The following is a 16,055-nucleotide window of genomic DNA, read 5'->3' on the forward strand; positions in this document are numbered from 1 at the left end:
GGTAGAAGCCCGGCCGTGGACGGCCCCCGCCTGTCCCGACTCTGGACTTGTACGCGCGTGCCTTGATGATGCGGGGGGCACGGACTGGACGGACAAGATATCCTTTGTGACCCACGGATTACGGTGAATGACAGCGCGCCCTGTTGAATGCAGGTGCGCGGACCGTGCGTCCTGCCTTCCTTTCAAGTTTTTCCGGATGCTCATCCTGTCGTGAGGAGTCCGGCCATTGCCGAGTGCCCGGAGGCGCTTCATTTCATGACGACTTTTGCCGAACTTCAGCTCGCCGAACCGTTGCTGCGCGCGCTGAACGAGGAGGGATACACCACCCCGACCCCGATCCAGGCTGGCGCGATCCCGCACCTGCTGGCCGGGCGGGACCTGCTGGGCCTGGCGCAGACGGGCACCGGCAAGACGGCGGCCTTCGCGCTGCCGATCCTGCATCGTCTGCTGACCCACCATCGCCGGGCCGCCCCCAAGGGCGCGCGGGTGCTGGTCCTGGCGCCGACGCGCGAACTGGCGTCGCAGATCGATGAGAGCTTCAAGGCCTATGCCCGGCATATGCGCCTGAGCCATGCCGTGATCTTCGGCGGCGTCGGCCAGGGCCGGCAGGTCGAGGCGATGCGTCGCGGCGTCGATGTGCTGGTCGCGGCCCCGGGCCGCCTGCTGGACCTGATGGGCCAGGGCCATGTCGACCTGTCCGGGCTGGAAGTCCTGGTGCTGGACGAGGCCGACCGGATGCTGGACATGGGCTTCGTCCGCGATATCCGCCGCATCGTGGCCGAGCTGCCGCGCGACCGGCAGACGCTGCTGTTCTCGGCCACCATGCCGCGCAGCATCGCCGAACTGGCGCACGGGCTGCTGCGCGACCCGGCGACCGTGCAGGTCACGCCGCCGTCGAGCACCGTCGACCGTATTCGCCAGGCGGTGATGTTCGTCGATGCCGACAAGAAGCGCGACGCGTTGCAGATGCTGGTGGACTCGCCCAAGGTCGAGCGCGCCGTGGTGTTCACGCTGATGAAGCATGAGGCCAACAAGGTTGCCGCCTTCCTGAACGACCATGGCGTCGTGGCCGAGGCGATCCACGGCAACAAGTCGCAGGGCGCGCGGGAGCGGGCGATGTCGGGCTTCCGGTCCGGCGCCGTCAAGGTGCTGGTGGCGACCGATATCGCGGCGCGCGGCATCGATGTCGACGACGTGACGCATGTCTTCAACTACGACCTGCCCAACGTGCCGGAAAGCTATGTCCACCGGATCGGCCGGACGGCCCGCGCCGGGCGTGAGGGCTGGGCGGTGTCGCTGTGCGATGCCGAGCAGCGGGCGTGGCTGCGCGATATCGAGAAGGCGATCGGCAAGCCGATCCCGGTGGTGATGGAGCATCCGTACCATTCCGAGGCGGCCGAGAAATCGACCATGCGCCCGCCGGTGCTGGGCGGCGGTGGCGGCCGGGGCCGTGGCGGCGGTGGCGGCGGACGCAACCAGTCGCGCGCGGGCGGTGGGCAGCATCGCGGCGCCTCGCGCCGGGTGGCCTGACTGTTTGGGGCGCTCCGCCGGAAGGCGGGGCGCCCCAGCGTTTTTTCAAAGAAGAACGTTTCTGATCTTGCGTGCCACCAGGATGCCGGCTGCCGGAACGAGGGCGAACAGCAGGAACACCCAGAATGCCGCCCGTTCGGCCCCGGCCATGCCGCCTGGGTCGGCCAGGCCGGCGATGTTCGCGATCATGCCTGCCCAGGCGCCGGCCAGCGCCGTGGTATAGAGCTGCACCGTGGTCAGCGATGCCGAGGCTAGGTCGCGGTCGGCGGGCTGGGCGGCGAGCAGCACGCCGGTCAGCAGGTGCGGCCAGGCCATGCCGGCCCCCACGCCCACGATGAGGAATGCCAGGCAGACGGGCCCCATCGCCCGCCATGTGCCGTCGGTGGGCAGCGAGAGATAGCAGGCCAGGAACAGGATGCCGGCCAGGGCCAGCGCGGGGGCGGCGAGCATGGCGCGGACGATGCGGGGCCGTGGGGCGCCGGCATTGAGGACCGAGCCGGTGGACCAGCCGACCGCCATCAGTACCGACAGGTAGCCCGCGGTGAGCGGGGATTGGTGGTGCAGGGTCTGGAGGAAGAACGGGGCGAAGATCTCGATCACTTCCACGGTCAGGGCGAGGCAGCCCATCAGGGCGTAGAGGCAGGCCAGGCGGGAGCCCCAGGCGAGGGCGCCGGCCGGCAGCAGGCGGGTCCGGTCCTGCCGTTCGAGATGGGCGAGGCAGGCGAACAGGCCCAGCACGACCAGGCACCCGGCCAGGTTTTCCCATCCGTGGGGGCTGGCGCCCGCCACCGACAGGCACAGGACCGAGCCCACCATCAGCGCGATCTGTGCCCAGGCGATGCCGCGAGGGGGGCCGGGCTCGGGCGCGGTCGTGCGCGGCAGCACGGTGGTGGCCAGGACGACGAAGGGGATGGACAGCGCCGCCAGGGTCCAGAACGCGGCGCGCCACGCGCCGAATTCGGCGAACAGGCCGCCGATGGCGGGGCCGATCAGCGTGGCGACGCCCCACATCGAGGACAGCATGCTCATCGCCCGGGGCCACAGGCCGGGCGAGAAGACCAGGCGGATGACGGCGTAGGCCATCGAGACCAGCAGGCCCGAGCCGATCCCCTGCATGACACGCCCGGCCAGCATGACGGACATTTCGGGGGCGGTGGCGCACAGCATGGCGCCGATGGCGAAGATGGCGGTCGCGATGGCGTAGGCGTGGCGGGGACCGAAACGGCCCAGCAGCCGTGCCGACAGCGACGAGCCGGCGATCGATGCCGCGACGAACAGCGAGGTATTCCAGGCGTAATAGCGCATGCCGCCGATATCGCGCACCGCCGAGGGCAGCACGGTCATGGCCATGTAGAGATTGACGGCATGCAGCATGACGCCGGCGGCCAGGGTGACGGATCGTGCCGCGTTGCCGCCGGAAAAGAGCGCCCCCCAGCCGGCCGGGGCCGGGGCTGGCCGTTGCGGGACGGAGGAGGTGGGGGATGGTCGCGACGAGGTGTCTGAACGCATGAACGCTGCCTTCCGGGTGCCGCGGGGAGTGTCCTGGCGCGGGGCTTGCCTGGGCGTGCCGGTGCCGGTCATAAAACCTCAAGCCCGGTCGAGGTCAATGCGTGGCGTGAGTCGGGGTGCGATCGGGTGGGAGGCGCGATGCGGGCGGATGATCTCTCGGTGGGCGACGTGGCGCGCCGGTGCGGCGTTCGGGTTTCCACCCTGCATTTCTACGAGGCCAGCGGGCTGATCCGCAGCGCGCGCAATGCGGGCAACCAGCGGCGTTACGGCAGGGCCGTGCTGCGGCGGATCGCGATCATTCGCGTGGCGCAGCGGGCCGGCCTGTCGCTGGCGGAGATCAGGGCGGCGCTGGCGGGCGTGCCGGACGACCGCGCGGCGACCGTGCGGGACTGGCGCCGGATGTCCAAATCGTGGCGGGCGGGGTTGCAGGAACGGATCGACGATCTGACGCGGCTGCGCGACCAGCTCGACCGCTGTATCGGCTGCGGTTGCCTGTCGCTGTCCGATTGTCCGTTGCGCAACCCGCAGGATGTGCTGGGCGCGGCGCGTTCGGGGCCGGTGCTGCTGGGGTGAAGGACGGCGAGGCGGATAGGCCGCGAACGGGCGCGCTATGAACTGGGCGCTTCCTGCGCGACTTCCCGGCTGGCGTCGTGGACGGGCCAGTAGATCGGCGGCTGGAGCAGGGGGCCCGGCCGGGCGAACAGATAGCCCTGCCCGTAATCGCAGCCCAGGTCGCGCAGGATGGTGGCCTGGGCCTCGGTCTCGATGCCTTCGGCGACGACCTGCTTGTCCAGGGCCTTGCCGAGCGAGATGATCGAGCGGATGACTTCGTGCGCGTTGCGGGTCGGCGTCGTCAACTGATGGACGAAGGACCGGTCGATCTTGATGACGTCGACGGGGAAGCGGAGCAGGTGGACCAGCGACGCGTAGCCCGTGCCGAAATCGTCGAACGCGATGCGGATGCCGGCCATGTGCAGGATGTGCAGGGCCTCGGCGATCTCGTCGGATGCGTGGTCGAGGGCGATGCCTTCCGTGACCTCGACGCAGAGCCGGTGCGGGGGAACGCCGGCTTCCTGAAGGCGATTGAGGATGTGCCGGCCCGCCGCCGCCCCGCGCAGATGCACGCCGGTGAAATTGACCGCGATATAGGCCAGTCCCTCGCCCGCGTCGGACAGCGCGGCGAGCGCGATCGAGATGACTTCGTCCTGCAGGCGGGGGCCGATCGTCTCGTCCGTCAGCAGGATCTGGAAATCGCCGGGAGTCAGCAGGCCGAGATCGGGATGGTTCCAGCGCAGCAGGGCCTCGTTGCCGTGCTGGCGGCCCGTCTTGAGGTCGATGAGGGGCTGGTAATACAGGACGAATTCGCCCGCCGCGAGGGCATGCGGCGCATCGGTCAGCAGGCGCGCGGCGAGGCTGTCCGCGCGGTCGAATTCCAGCGTGTAGGGTTGCCGCCGGCCGCCGCCGCGCTGCTTGGCCCAATGGAGCGCGCGGTCCGCGCGATGCAGGGCCGAGGCCGGGGTGCCGATGCACTCGGTCTGTCCGGCGCTGAACCACAGCGACAGGGTGCGGCCGGCATGCGACCAGGGTTCTCCCTGAAGGGAGTCGAGCCGTTCGACCAGGAGCGCTTCCTGCGCCGGAGGGATCAGGATGCCGAATTCGTCGCCGCCCAGGCGCGCCAGCACGGTGTCGTCGGGCAGGATCTGGCGGAGGCGGCGGGCTATGTGGCGCAACAGGTTGTCGCCCAGTTCCTGGCCGTAGGAATCGTTGACCGATTTCAGGTGATCGACATCGATCAGCAGCAGGACGGTCAGCGGATCGGCCTGTTCGAGCGCGGCCTGGAAGGCGGCGCGATTGCCCAACTGGGTCAGGTGGTCGGTCATCGCCGCGCGGCGTAGCGTGTCGGCTTCGGCCCGCATGATGGCCATCGTGCGGGCCGCCGCGTCGCGGGTGCGCCCGATATCGCGCAGCCGGTAGGCGACCGTTACGGACAGGGCGACGGATTCGAAGGCGATGCAGGCGAAGGTCGCCATGTCGATGGTGTCGCTCTGCGGCAGGAGCCCCAGATTGCGGGCGAGCCGCAGCGTGAAGACCGCGATGACCGGCAGCCAGCCCAGCAGGAAGAACCAGATGATCCGGCTCTGCCGACGGATGGCGACGGTAATCGTCGCGGCGATCCATACGACATCGAGGATCAGCACGATGTTGAACACGCGATCGGTCAGCAGTGGCGGCAGCAGCCTGTCGGCCGCCGCGGCGAAGCCGGCGACGGTCGACAGGCCGGTCAGGGCATAGCCGGACCAGAGCAGGCGCTTGTGGCGTGCCTCGGCCTCGATGAGCGTCAGGAGGAGCATGGTTCCGGCGGCGATCATCGTGCCCAGGAAACATTCGCTGAGCCTGACCGCCATCGGGCCCGTCAGGCGGTCGTCGAGGATGCCGAGGAAATTCGTCCAGGAGAGACAGTAGCCGAGGGCCAGTATGGTCCAGGCGGCATACCAGAACTGGAAGCGATCGCGACGCCCGTTATAGATGGCCAGGTTATAGACCATCGCGGATACCAGGGCGCCGATCAGGATGCCGATCAGGATCAGCCAGTCGGTGCTTCGCGCGGCTTCGTCGTCGGGGGTGCGGGCCTCGACCTTGCGGATGAAGATGGCGCCGTCGAGATGGTGAAAGCCGATCGACAGGCTGGTGATGCCGACGCCGGGCGAATCGAACGGGAAGCGCAACAGGCCGCCGGGCGCCCAGGCATGGCCGACCTGGCCGTCGGAATATTCGTAGCTCTGGACACCGCCGTCGCTGTTCGTCGCGGCGACGGTGATTCTGTCGAAGCGGTTTTCGTCGAGGAGCAGCGTCCAGCCCGATGGCAGGTCCTTCAGCACGGATGGGTCGGACAGGCGCAGCCACACCCATCCGTCGATTCGGGGCGGCAGCGCGCAGGGCCGGATGCGGTAGACCGAATGGGTTATTTGCTGCGCCATGCCGGGTGCGCCGTCGAGGCAGATGGATGAATGCAGATCGATCGGGCCGGCATGGGCCGCCACGTCCGAAGACGAGATCAGCATTGACAGCAGAATCGCCAATGCACCTCTGAACATCAGAAGACGTTGCCCCGTATCACGGCGTCTGCCGGGATCTGGGGGAGGACGGGCTGATTGATTCCCACGAGTAACCTTATATTCATTGTTGATACGTGGCGTCGCGCGCCGCCCGAAGACGGTCAAGCAGGGTCCGTCGGGTGATTTTTGTCTTACTTATCCTTTATAGGGGGTAAATGTAACCGGAGCGGCAGCAGCATATGCTGTCGGCGTGCGACGGTCGAGAGCGCGTGGGCGGGATCGGACGGGAAATGCACGCCTTTTTTCTAGCGCTGCCAGGTGATGTGCGTGCTCTCCAGCGGGATCGCGATGCCGCTTCGGGCCGGGATGACGCGCACCGTGTAATCGCCTGCCGGCCGGTCCAGGCCGGTCGTCAGCGTGTAGTGGGTCAGGCCGTCCGAATCGCGGCAGTCGCCGGGCGGGATGACGGTGACGGAGGGCGGCCCCGCATCGATGGGATCGGCATAGAGCTGAACCTGGACGGCATCGGCCGGAATGTGTCCGAGGGAGAGCGCCACCGCCACATGCCGTTGTCCCTCCGGTCCGGATATCGTGACGGAGGCGATGCGCAGCTCGGGCCAGGCGGTGTCGAGCCTGTCCTGCCATTGCACGATGTCATGGGCCGCCTGCCCGCCATCGGCCAGCCGCGCGTGATAGCGCGTGGCGGCCGGCAGGTAGAAATGATCGGTATAGTCGCGCACCACGCGGTTGGCGGAAAAAAGCGGGGTCAGCCGCGCCATGCTTTCGCGCATGCGGCCGACCCAGGCGGCGGGAATGCCCTGGCCGTCGCGCGCGTAGAAGGCGGGGGCGATTTCGGATTCGAGCAGGGTGTACATCGCCTCGGCCTCGGCCGTGTCCACCGCCGGGTCCTCGCCATGCTCGCGGCCGTCGCCCAGCGCCCAGCCGACCTCGGGCGCGTAGGCCTCGGCCCACCAGCCGTCCAGCTCCGACAGGTTCAGCCCGCCATTGACCAGCACCTTCATGCCGCTGGTGCCGCTGGCCTCCCACGGGCGGCGGGGGGTGTTGATCCACAGGTCGACGCCCTGGACCAGGATCTGGGCCACCGCCATGTCGTAATCGGTCATGAAGACGATGCGGCCCCGGACATCGGGCCGCCGGGCGAAGGCGAGCCAGCGGGTGATCAGGGCCTGTCCCGCCAGGTCGGCGGGGTGGGCCTTGCCCGCCAGCACCAGTTGCATGGGCTGTTCCGGGTGCGAAAGCAGGCGCGCCAGGCGGTCGGGATCGTGCAGCAGCAGGTCCGGCCGCTTGTAGGTGGCGAAGCGGCGGGCGAAGCCGAGGGTCAGCACGTCCGGGCTGAGGGCCGGGACGGGCAGGCTTGCGAGCCCCACGTCGCCGGAGAACCCCTGACGTTCGGCGTAGGTGGCGGCGACCTTGTGAATGAACGCGGCGCGGGCCTGGCAGCGGGTGGTCCACAGCGTGCGGTCGTCCAGCGCGCGGATGCGATCGGCGAGGCCTTCCTGCGTGCCGCGCCAGCGTTCGGAACCGGCGGCCTCGGTCCACAGCGTGTCGGCCTCGATCGAATCCCAGGTGGGTGTGTGGACGCCGTTGGTGACGTGGCCGACCGGGACCTCCCGTTCCGGCCAGCGGGGAAAGAGCGGCGCGAACAGGCGGCGGCTGACCGCGCCGTGCAGGCGCGACACGCCGTTGACCGCGCCGCTGACATGGATGGCCAACCAGGCCATGTTGAAGGGCTCGCCATGATCGTTCGGGTCGGCCCGGCCCAGGGCGAGCAGCGTGTCCAGCGGGATATCGAGCCGCTTTTCGACATAATGCGCGAGATAGGTCCCGATCAGCCCGGGGGGAAAGCGGTCGAAACCGGCCGGCACCGCGGTGTGGGTGGTGAACAATGTGCCGGCCCGCGCGATCACCAGCGCCTGGCGGAAGGGAATGCGCAGCCGGTCCATCAGGCAGCGCGCGCGTTCCACCGCCGCGAAGGCGGCGTGGCCTTCGTTGAGGTGGCACACGTCGGGCTGGTAGCCGAGCTGGTCGAGCAGGCGCCAGCCGGCGATGCCGAGCGTGATTTCCTGGCGCAGCCGCAGGTCGGCGTCGCCGCCGTAGAGCTGGGTGGTGACGCAGCGCACGCCCGGCGGGTTGGCCGGGTCGTTGGTATCGAGCAGATAGAGCGTGGCGCGGCCGACGACGGCTTTCCACGCCCGGACCCATATCGGGCCCTGGCCGAAATGAATCGGGATGCGCAGCACGTCGCCTTCTTCGGTCAGGACCGGGCTGAGCGGCAGCAGGGAGGGGTCGTTGAACGGGTAGAGCGCCTGCTGCCGGCCGTCCGACGTCAGTTCCTGCCGGAAATAGCCCTGGGCGAACAGCAGCCCGACCGCCACCACGGGTACGCCCAGGTCGCTGGCGGCCTTGAGCTGGTCGCCCGCCACGTTGCCCAGGCCGCCGGAATAGATCGGCAGGGCTTCGCTGAGCATATATTCCATGCTGAAATAGGCGATGCAGGACAGGGGCGATGCATCGTGCTTCCGGCCGAACCAGGTCGGCTGGTGCAGCCGCTCGGCCTGGGCGGCCAGTGCGTCGGTGACCGCGCGGCGGAAGGCGGGTTTGCCGAGCAGCATCTTGAGATGGGCGCGCGAGGCGGTGTTCAGCGTCGTCCAGGGGTTGCGGGTGCGGTCCCAGCATTCCGGGTCGATCTGGCGCCATAGCGGGTCGGTCGCGTGGTTCCAGCTCCAGCGCAGATCCAGCGCGAGGGTGGTCAGCGCGTGTTCCGCCGCCCGTGCGGTGAGCGTGCGCGTGTCAGATGCCATGTGCCGTTTCCCTATCGCGTGTTGTCTTGTCTCGTTTTGTCTCGTCTCGTTCGCAGCAGGACGCGGATCGCGCGTGCCTGTACCGTCAGGCGTTCCATGTCGCCGACCGGGAGCGCCGCCTCGGGCGGGAGGATGTCGGCGGGTGGCGCGGCGGCAGTGTCGATGACGCCGCGCCATGCGGTGCCGGCGCCCTGCGCCGCCTCGGGCAGGGCGAAATGCAGCGTGTCGTCCCAGCCGTTGATCAGGACATACAGGTCGTCATCCTCCATCGTCGCGCCCCGCAGAAAGAAGGCCAGGCTGCGCGAGACCGGGCGCAGATCCGGGTCGCCGCCGTCGACGCCGTGCCACGAGACGTCGTCGCGCCAGCCGACGCTGCGCGCGATCGACGGGTGGGCGGCGCGAAAGGCGACCAGCATCCGCACGAAACGCAGCAGCGGCGCTTCGTTTTCCGTCAGGCGCCAGTCGAGCCAGTTGGTCGTGTCGTCGCGGTCGTACGGATTGGGATCGCCGCCCCGGCTGTGGCCGAATTCGTCGCCCGCCTGGAACATCGGCGTGCCGTTGGCCAGCATCAGCAGGCAGAAGCCGTTGCGCGTCTGCCGGCGGCGCAGCGCCTGTACCGGTTCGGGCGCGTCCGCCGCGCCCTGGTGGCCGCAATTGGCCGCGAACTGGCCGGGATCGTCGTACGAGAACAGGTCGCGCAGGGTCAGCCCGTCGTGGCTGGCGAGGTAATTGATGCTCTGATAGGGGCGCGCGGCGTGGGCGCGGTCGTCGGGGAACAGGTCGGTGCTGCCGTAGAGCCGGGTCATCAGCAGCGGAACGCAGCCCTGGTCGCCGCGCAGGAACCGGCGGACATCGTCGCGGAAGCGGGCGTTCCATTGCCGCCACGTCCGCCCGGGGAAGGCGCGGCCCAGTTGCATCAGCGAGCCGTCGCCGGCCCAGGGCTCGGCGATCAGCCGGGTGTGCCAGTGGTGGGCGGTGTCGGACAGTTCGGTGACGATCGGCGGTTCGGTGGGATCGACATGGCCGGTCTCGTCGACCGAGAAGGTCGAGGCCAGGTCGAAGCGCAGGCCGTCGATGCCCATTTCCGCGATCCAGAACCAGACGCTGGACAGGATCAACTGCCGCACCACCGGCGCGGCCACGTCGAGGTCGTTGCCGCAGCCCGAGCGGTTGGTGGCGCGGAACGGCGTGCCGGGGGTGCTGGAATAATAGGAGGCGTTGTCGATGCCGCGATAGGACCAGACGGGGCCGCCGGAATGGTCCTCGGCCGTATGATTGTAGACGACATCGAGGAACAGTTCGATTTCCGCCTCGTGCAGGGCGGCGACCATCTCGCGGAATTCGCGCAGGGCCGTATCGACCGTGCCGTCCGAGGCGTAGCCCGCGTGGGGCGAGAAGAAATTGAGCGGCATGTAGCCCCAGAACGTGCCGTGCAGCGGATCGCGCTGGAAGACCGGCATCAGTTCCACCGCCGTGATTCCCAGCGCCTTGAGATAGGGGATGCGTGCCGTCAGCGCGGCGTAGCTGCCGCGCCATGCCGCCGGCACGCCCGAGGACGGGTCGCGGGTGAAGGCGCGGACATGGAGTTCGTAGATCACCAGATCGTGGTCGTGGCGCCGGGGGCGGCGGATGGGCGGCGGGGGCGTGTCCGCGCGGCCGGGCAGGACGCCCAGCGGCGCGCGGCCGGCGGTCGGCCCCGGGCGGCAGGCCGCCGCGCGGTCGAAGCCGGGCGGGAAGAACACGCCGCGCGCGTACGGGTCCAGCAGCAGCTTTTCGGCGTCGAACAGCAGCCCGTCCTCCGGCCGGCAGGGGCCGGCGACGGAATAGCCGTAATAACAGGCGTCGCCGGCATGCGAGGCGGGCACGCGCGCGTGCCACATATCGCCCGTCTTGTTGTGCGGCAGGCGGAAGGGGACGCGCAGGCACGGGGTCGCGAGGTCGTCCGCGCGATAGAGCAGGAGCGTGATGGCGGTGGCGTTGCGCGAGAAGATGCTGAAATTGAACGCCTGTTCGTCGGGCAGCCAGAGGGCGCCGGGTGGGAACGGGGCACCGTCGGACGCGGTGAAACTGGGGCTGGTCGGCAACGGCGCGTTCGGCATGGCCATGCTCGCCACGGAGGAGGACGGGCGCAGCCTAAAGAAACCGGGACGATAAGGCGAGAAAATCCGTGCCGATGTCGTGGCATTCGGTGATGGAGGACGGGAGGTTTTCGACCGGCGTTATTGTCTTGTAAAAGATCATTAAAATACAAGGAAAATATGCGATTTCATTTTGAATGTGCGAAAAATATTGAATTTTCCTGATAATTCCTGTTGAATCTATGACGATAATCGAAACCATGGAGGTTGATGTTTTGCAATTGAGCCGTTTGGCGTTGTCCAGTCTGCCCCGTACCGTCTACAGGCCGCGTTTCGATCCGGGCCTGTTGAAAACGGGACTTTTGCATCTGGGATGTGGCAGCTTCCATCGCGCGCATCAGGTGGCGGCGACCCAGGCGGCCATCCAGCATGCCGGAGAAGACGGCCTGCGCTGGGGCATCGCCTCGGCCACGATGCGCCGGCCGACGCTGACCAGGCAATTGCGGCGGCAGGAGAATTGCTACACGCTGCTGACCCGCGAGCCCGAGGGCACGGTGGCCTCCGTGATGGCGGCGATTTCCGAAGCGGTGTTCGCCGGCGACGATCCGGGCGCGTTGATCGGCCGCATCGCCGATCCGCTGGTCAAGGTGGTGACGCTGACGGTGACGGCCAGCGGCTATCATATCACCGCCGAGGGACGGCTGGACCCGGACGCCGACGCCATTCGCGAGGATCTGACGCGCCCGTTTCCCCTGACCGCGCCCGGCATCCTGGTGGCGGGGCTGGATCTGGTGCGGCGGCGTGGAGGCGTGCCGCCCGTGGTGCTGAGCTGCGACAATGTGGCGGAGAACGGCGACACGCTGCGGCAGGTGGTGATGGATTATGCCGCGCTGCGCGGCGACGATGCGCTGTCGGCGTGGATCGGCGCGCATGTGGTCTTTCCCAATACGATGGTCGATCGCATCACGCCGCCGTTTCAGGAGGCGGATGTGGAGGATGCGCGGCGGCTTCTCGGCGGCGTGGAGGACGCGATCCCGGTTTCGGCCGAGCCGTGGTTCCAGTGGATCATCCAGCGTTTCGACGGCGAGCGGCCGGCCTGGGAGGCGCATCCGGGCACGCGGTTCGTGCGCGATGTCGGCGTGTTCGAGCGTGCGAAGTTGCAGATGCTCAACGGCACGCACATGATCCTGGCCTATGCCGGGGGGCTGGCGGACCTGCCGACGGTGGCCGATGCCGCGACCGATCCCGCGCTGGGGGCGATCGCCACGCAGTTCATGCGGCATGAGCAGTCGGCCGGGGTCGACCTGTCCGACGAGGACCTGGATTCCTATGCCGCGGGATTGATGACGCGGTTTCGCAATCCGGGCATCGCGCATGATGTGGAGCGGATCGGGCGCAACGGCTCGGCGAAGATGGCCGCGCGGGTGATCGCGCCGATGCGGGAGAACCTCGAAGCCGGCCGGCCGGTGCCCGGGGCGGTGCTGCTGATTGCCTGCTGGATCCGCTGGTTCGCGCTGCATGAGCAGGAAGCGCTGGAAATCGGCCTGACGGACCCGCGCGCGGACGCGCTGCGCCAGATCTGCGCCGAGGCGCGTGACGATCATCCCGCCCAGGCGGAAGCGTTTCTGGCGATGGAGGAGGTGTTCGGGCCGCCCCTGCCGGATCACGCGGGGCAGGTGGCGGCGATTGCCGATATGCTGCGGCGTCTGACGGATGGGGATGTGCGGGCCGTGCTGCGCGAGGTGGCGAAGGCCCGCGCGTGACGGCGGCTGGCCCGTCCGGGTTTTCGGGGGGATGGGGCCTTATTCGCCTTCGATCATCAATACGAAACATGCCCCTTTGTGCGCGGCGTGGAATTCCGGCTTCAGGCTGACAGGCAGGCCGGCGCGGCAGAAGACGAGCGCGTAGGGATCGGGGCTCACGGTGCTGCCGGGCCGGGTTCCATCCTCGTGGAAAAAGGTCTGCGTTCCCTCGCCGTAGAGGCAGAGCGTGCGCAGCGGCGCGCCGGCGGCGAGTATGGGCGCGAAGGACCCGGTGACGGGGTGCCAGGTGACGCGCAGAAACCGCGCGGGGCCGAGGGCGGTCGTCAGGGCCAGGGTCTGTTCGATATCGTCTTTGAGGAATGAAAGGGTTTTCGGAAGCAGGTCCTGGTTCCGCCATCTGGACAGGAGATGGTCGGGGGAGCCGGCGAGGGCGAGGGGCGCGCATATTTCCTGATTCCGGCTGAGGAAATCCGACCAGGTTTCGGGAACCGTGCGAGCCCAGACGACGAGGTCGGGGAAAGGTGTCAGCACGTTGGCGACGATGCGGGTATCGGTCGATGCGACGACGCGCAGGCCGGCCTTGTCGGCGGCATCCGGCCAGCTTTCGATGACGAACATGGCTCAGCGACCGGACGAGACGGGTTGGCGCGGGCCCATGCCGCAGGCGTCCGGGTGATCGAGGGTCAGGACCAGACGTGTGACCGGCGGCGCGAGGCCGGCGATGGGCGGCGAGCGGTGGAGGACCGCGCCGTCCATGGACCAGCCGGGGTAAAGTCGGCCCTTGAGGAGCGTGAGCCAGCCCGCGGGTGTTTCATGGACGGTCTCGCCGTCATGGTATTTCCATTGAACGCCGGGGCCTGCGTAGGTGCAGAGAAGGCGGAGGGCGACGGTGTCGACATGGAAGCAGCGGCAACTGTCGTCGCTGATTCTCTCCAGGCGGAAGCGGATTTCGGCGGTGCCTGACAGGCGCTGGTAACGACGGGCAAGGGCGAGCGTGTCGTCGATGAGTGCCCGCGTGCCGAGGGGTGCGAGCGGCCGGAGTTCGGTTTCGAGGATTTCAGCGGTGCCTCGGCTGAGGAAGAGGTCCGGCCCGTGATCGATCCAGAGTGCCGCGGCCCGTTCGAGGTCCCGGCTCGGCCGGCGTGGTTCCTGGGCGATGGGCCCGTCGAGACGGTCGATGGTCCGGAACGCCGGTGGGACGGCGAAACGCTGGCGGGTCGGGCAGGCCTGTCCCATTTTCGGCTCCTTGGTATTGTTATATTATAATGTAACACATACCATGCCCGGATCGCAAATGAGTGGATGGCATCTGTCATGGGTGAGAGGTTTCCGGTGGCCATGGCGCGGCGGCGTTGGACGGCGGCGCGTCCGGTCCTTTTCCTGTCCGGGCGGCGGGATGTCTGAGGCGATGGCGGACAATGAGCGGACGATGCGCCACGAGATGTGGCGTCGCTATGCGGGGGACGACTGGGCGGCGTTCGATGCGTTGCCAGCCGCGATCCGCAAGCGGGTGGCGGAACATGCCTATGACGCCTGGTCGGTCAATGTGATGATGCTCTGGCACCATTACAAACGGATGTACGGCCGTACGACGCGGGCCGAGCGGGCGCTGATCCGGTATCTCGATTATTGCGAGCGGCTGGAGCGGAAGGCTTTTGCGTCACGGTACAGCGCGGCATATGGCACGGTGCTGCCGCATGACGCGGCCTGCGTGCCGGTCCTGCGATGAAGCCGATCGCCGGCCGGCCCGGCAGGCTCGGCCTTCAGGCGTGGGCCTGTTCCAGCCAGTGGCGGACATGGTCCAGGTCGTCGACGATGGCGAGGGCCTTTTCGCGGACGTCTTCGGTGGGGTCCAGAAGATCCGGCACCACGATCACCGGGATGCCGGCGGCGTGGGCGGCGCGGGCGCCGTTGTGGGAATCCTCCAGCGCCAGGCAGGATTCGGGGGCGACGCCGATCTTTTCCGCCGCCGTCAGGTAGGGTTCGGGATTCGGTTTGCCGCGGGTGACGTCGTCGCGGGTGACGATGGCGTCGAAACGCGGCAGGAGGCCGACCAGTTCCAGATGGTGGTCGGTGCGGTAGCGGCTGGACGATGTGGCGATGGCGCGCGGCAGGCCCAGCCGGTCGAGCAGGTCGAGCAGCGGGATGACGCCCTTTTTCAGGACCAGGCGGTCGCTGTCGACATAGCGGCGGAGATGCTCTTCCTGCAACGCGAAGAACCGTTCGAGCGGGAAATCGGTGCCGTACGTGTCGTGGACCATCTGGCGGCAGGTATCGGCCGGCATGCCGATCATGCCGCGGCAAAAGGCGAGCGGCATGTCGTATCCGAGGTCGGTCCCCGCTTCGGCCAGCGCATCCATCGCCAGGCTTTCGCTGTCCAGCAGCAGGCCGTCCATGTCGAAAATCACACCCTTGACGGCGTGGAAGGCGGATGCGGTCAGGTGGAGGGGGATCGGATATCCCGGCATGCGGCGGTCTCTCTCTGCGGTTTCTGTCGGGAGCAGTATCGTCCGTCGACGGCGCGGGGTGCAAGCCGGGAAAGGGAATTTCGGAAAATGTTATTGATTTGACATGGAAATTTCGTGCTTTCGCGCCTATGGTCGGCCTGTCGGAGTTCGGTCCGCCGGTTTCTTCCTGTTCGAGAGCGATCCTGCCTTGCCTGTGCCGCCTTTGGTTTCGTCCCCACGCGCCTCGGTCTCCGCGCCCTCCCGGCGGGAGGCGCGGCGGAGGCAGACGCATGCCGCGCTGATCGACAGCGCGATGCGCCTGCTGTCCACCCGGGGGTTCGATGCCACCACGGTCGACGAGATCGCGGCCAGTGCCGGGATTTCGCGCCGGACGCTGTTTCGGTATTTTCCCACCAAGGCCGATATCGTCACCGCCTGGGCGCAGAACATGACCGACGTGCTGACGGCCAGCGTCGAATCCTGCCCGGAGACGTTCGGCCCGCGCGAGATCATTCGCACCGCGCTGGAAGCGGTGGTGCCGGAAATGGCGGAGAACCGGGCCGAGGCGTTCGCCTTCGTCTATCTGATCGAGCGCACGCCGGCGCTGCTTTCCGTCAGCCTGCGGAAATATGCGCGGTGGGAGGAGGCGCTGGCGGCGGCCCTGGCCAGCCGGCTGCCGCGTTCGCCCGACCAGGCGCTGGCGGCGCGCGTGGCCGCGCGGTCGGCGATCGCGGCCTTTCGCACCGCGCTGGACGAATGGATCAGGCTGAAGGGACGCCCGGCGCTGGTGCCGATCCTGCGCAAGGTGCTGGTGTTGCAGGCGGACCTGCTGGCGCTGCCCGCGTAGCGG

The 16,055-nt window shown here is 68.3% G+C and carries 12 protein-coding genes; 5 read left to right on the forward strand and 7 right to left on the reverse strand.

What is annotated here, in order from left to right; translation table 11 throughout:
* Positions 1–255 precede the first annotated feature (255 nt).
* The gene (locus HLH48_RS06605; protein WP_182996707.1) at positions 256–1,530 is read left to right on the forward strand and encodes a DEAD/DEAH box helicase; all 1,275 of its coding nucleotides are present in this window, start codon (positions 256–258) and stop codon (positions 1,528–1,530) included.
* Between the two features lie 45 nt (positions 1,531–1,575).
* Here the strand turns inward: HLH48_RS06605 and HLH48_RS06610 are convergent, their stop codons facing one another.
* On the reverse strand, positions 1,576–3,039 hold the full coding sequence (locus tag HLH48_RS06610; RefSeq protein ID WP_182996708.1) for an MFS transporter: 1,464 nt from the start codon (positions 3,037–3,039) through the stop codon (positions 1,576–1,578).
* A 138-nt stretch (positions 3,040–3,177) separates the two neighbouring features.
* On the opposite strand from HLH48_RS06610, the gene soxR reads away from it, so the two are divergent.
* A complete protein-coding gene (gene soxR / locus HLH48_RS06615) occupies positions 3,178–3,612 on the forward strand; it encodes a redox-sensitive transcriptional activator SoxR (protein ID WP_182996709.1) in 435 nt (144 codons plus the stop codon).
* Positions 3,613–3,647: 35 nt separating this feature from the next.
* Here soxR and HLH48_RS06620 read toward each other — a convergent pair whose 3' ends face one another.
* The 3 genes from HLH48_RS06620 to HLH48_RS06630 form a co-directional block, all read right to left on the reverse strand.
* Positions 3,648–6,101, reverse strand: coding sequence for a putative bifunctional diguanylate cyclase/phosphodiesterase (locus HLH48_RS06620; protein ID WP_182996710.1), 2,454 nt, complete (start codon positions 6,099–6,101; stop codon positions 3,648–3,650).
* 299 nt (positions 6,102–6,400) lie between these two features.
* Complete coding sequence (glgP, locus tag HLH48_RS06625; protein WP_182996711.1) at positions 6,401–8,917, reverse strand: alpha-glucan family phosphorylase; 2,517 nt, start codon at positions 8,915–8,917, stop codon at positions 6,401–6,403.
* A gap of 11 nt (positions 8,918–8,928) precedes the next feature.
* Complete coding sequence (locus HLH48_RS06630) at positions 8,929–11,016, reverse strand: glycogen debranching protein (RefSeq protein ID WP_182996712.1); 2,088 nt, start codon at positions 11,014–11,016, stop codon at positions 8,929–8,931.
* A 275-nt stretch (positions 11,017–11,291) separates the two neighbouring features.
* Here HLH48_RS06630 and HLH48_RS06635 point away from each other — a divergent pair, with 275 nt between their 5' ends.
* Complete coding sequence (locus HLH48_RS06635; RefSeq protein WP_246387011.1) at positions 11,292–12,758, forward strand: mannitol dehydrogenase family protein; 1,467 nt, start codon at positions 11,292–11,294, stop codon at positions 12,756–12,758.
* 39 nt (positions 12,759–12,797) lie between these two features.
* Here the strand turns inward: HLH48_RS06635 and HLH48_RS06640 are convergent, their stop codons facing one another.
* Both HLH48_RS06640 and HLH48_RS06645 read right to left on the reverse strand, forming a co-directional pair.
* On the reverse strand, positions 12,798–13,376 hold the full coding sequence (locus HLH48_RS06640) for a hypothetical protein (protein WP_182996713.1): 579 nt from the start codon (positions 13,374–13,376) through the stop codon (positions 12,798–12,800).
* A 3-nt stretch (positions 13,377–13,379) separates the two neighbouring features.
* The gene (locus tag HLH48_RS06645) at positions 13,380–13,994 is read right to left on the reverse strand and encodes a DUF1826 domain-containing protein (protein ID WP_182996714.1); all 615 of its coding nucleotides are present in this window, start codon (positions 13,992–13,994) and stop codon (positions 13,380–13,382) included.
* Positions 13,995–14,154: 160 nt separating this feature from the next.
* Here HLH48_RS06645 and HLH48_RS06650 point away from each other — a divergent pair, with 160 nt between their 5' ends.
* Positions 14,155–14,487: a DUF6525 family protein gene (locus HLH48_RS06650; RefSeq protein ID WP_182996715.1), complete on the forward strand. Its 333-nt coding sequence runs from the start codon at positions 14,155–14,157 to the stop codon at positions 14,485–14,487.
* Positions 14,488–14,521: 34 nt separating this feature from the next.
* Here HLH48_RS06650 and HLH48_RS06655 read toward each other — a convergent pair whose 3' ends face one another.
* Positions 14,522–15,226: an HAD family hydrolase gene (locus tag HLH48_RS06655; RefSeq protein ID WP_246387014.1), complete on the reverse strand. Its 705-nt coding sequence runs from the start codon at positions 15,224–15,226 to the stop codon at positions 14,522–14,524.
* A gap of 193 nt (positions 15,227–15,419) precedes the next feature.
* Between HLH48_RS06655 and HLH48_RS06660 the strand changes: the two genes are divergently transcribed.
* Positions 15,420–16,052 (forward strand): TetR family transcriptional regulator, encoded by a 633-nt coding sequence (locus HLH48_RS06660; RefSeq protein WP_306309947.1) that lies wholly within the window; start codon positions 15,420–15,422, stop codon positions 16,050–16,052.
* The last annotated feature ends 3 nt before the right edge of the window (positions 16,053–16,055 follow it).

The sequence above is a fragment of the Gluconacetobacter sacchari genome (assembly GCF_014174255.1).
Taxonomy (GTDB): domain Bacteria; phylum Pseudomonadota; class Alphaproteobacteria; order Acetobacterales; family Acetobacteraceae; genus Gluconacetobacter; species Gluconacetobacter sacchari.

Bases quoted from the DNA above. Each gene is read 5' to 3' on its own strand.
- HLH48_RS06620 (WP_182996710.1), bottom strand. From the start codon at position 6,101: ATGCTGATCTCGTCTTCGGACGTGGCGGCCCATGCCGGCCCGATCGAT.
- HLH48_RS06605 (WP_182996707.1), top strand. From the start codon at position 256: ATGACGACTTTTGCCGAACTTCAGCTCGCCGAACCGTTGCTGCGCGCG.
- HLH48_RS06650 (WP_182996715.1), top strand. From the start codon at position 14,155: ATGTCTGAGGCGATGGCGGACAATGAGCGGACGATGCGCCACGAGATG.
- glgP (WP_182996711.1), bottom strand. From the start codon at position 8,917: ATGGCATCTGACACGCGCACGCTCACCGCACGGGCGGCGGAACACGCG.
- HLH48_RS06645 (WP_182996714.1), bottom strand. From the start codon at position 13,994: ATGGGACAGGCCTGCCCGACCCGCCAGCGTTTCGCCGTCCCACCGGCG.
- soxR (WP_182996709.1), top strand. From the start codon at position 3,178: ATGCGGGCGGATGATCTCTCGGTGGGCGACGTGGCGCGCCGGTGCGGC.
- HLH48_RS06640 (WP_182996713.1), bottom strand. From the start codon at position 13,376: ATGTTCGTCATCGAAAGCTGGCCGGATGCCGCCGACAAGGCCGGCCTG.
- HLH48_RS06630 (WP_182996712.1), bottom strand. From the start codon at position 11,016: ATGCCGAACGCGCCGTTGCCGACCAGCCCCAGTTTCACCGCGTCCGAC.
- HLH48_RS06655 (WP_246387014.1), bottom strand. From the start codon at position 15,226: ATGCCGGGATATCCGATCCCCCTCCACCTGACCGCATCCGCCTTCCAC.
- HLH48_RS06610 (WP_182996708.1), bottom strand. From the start codon at position 3,039: ATGCGTTCAGACACCTCGTCGCGACCATCCCCCACCTCCTCCGTCCCG.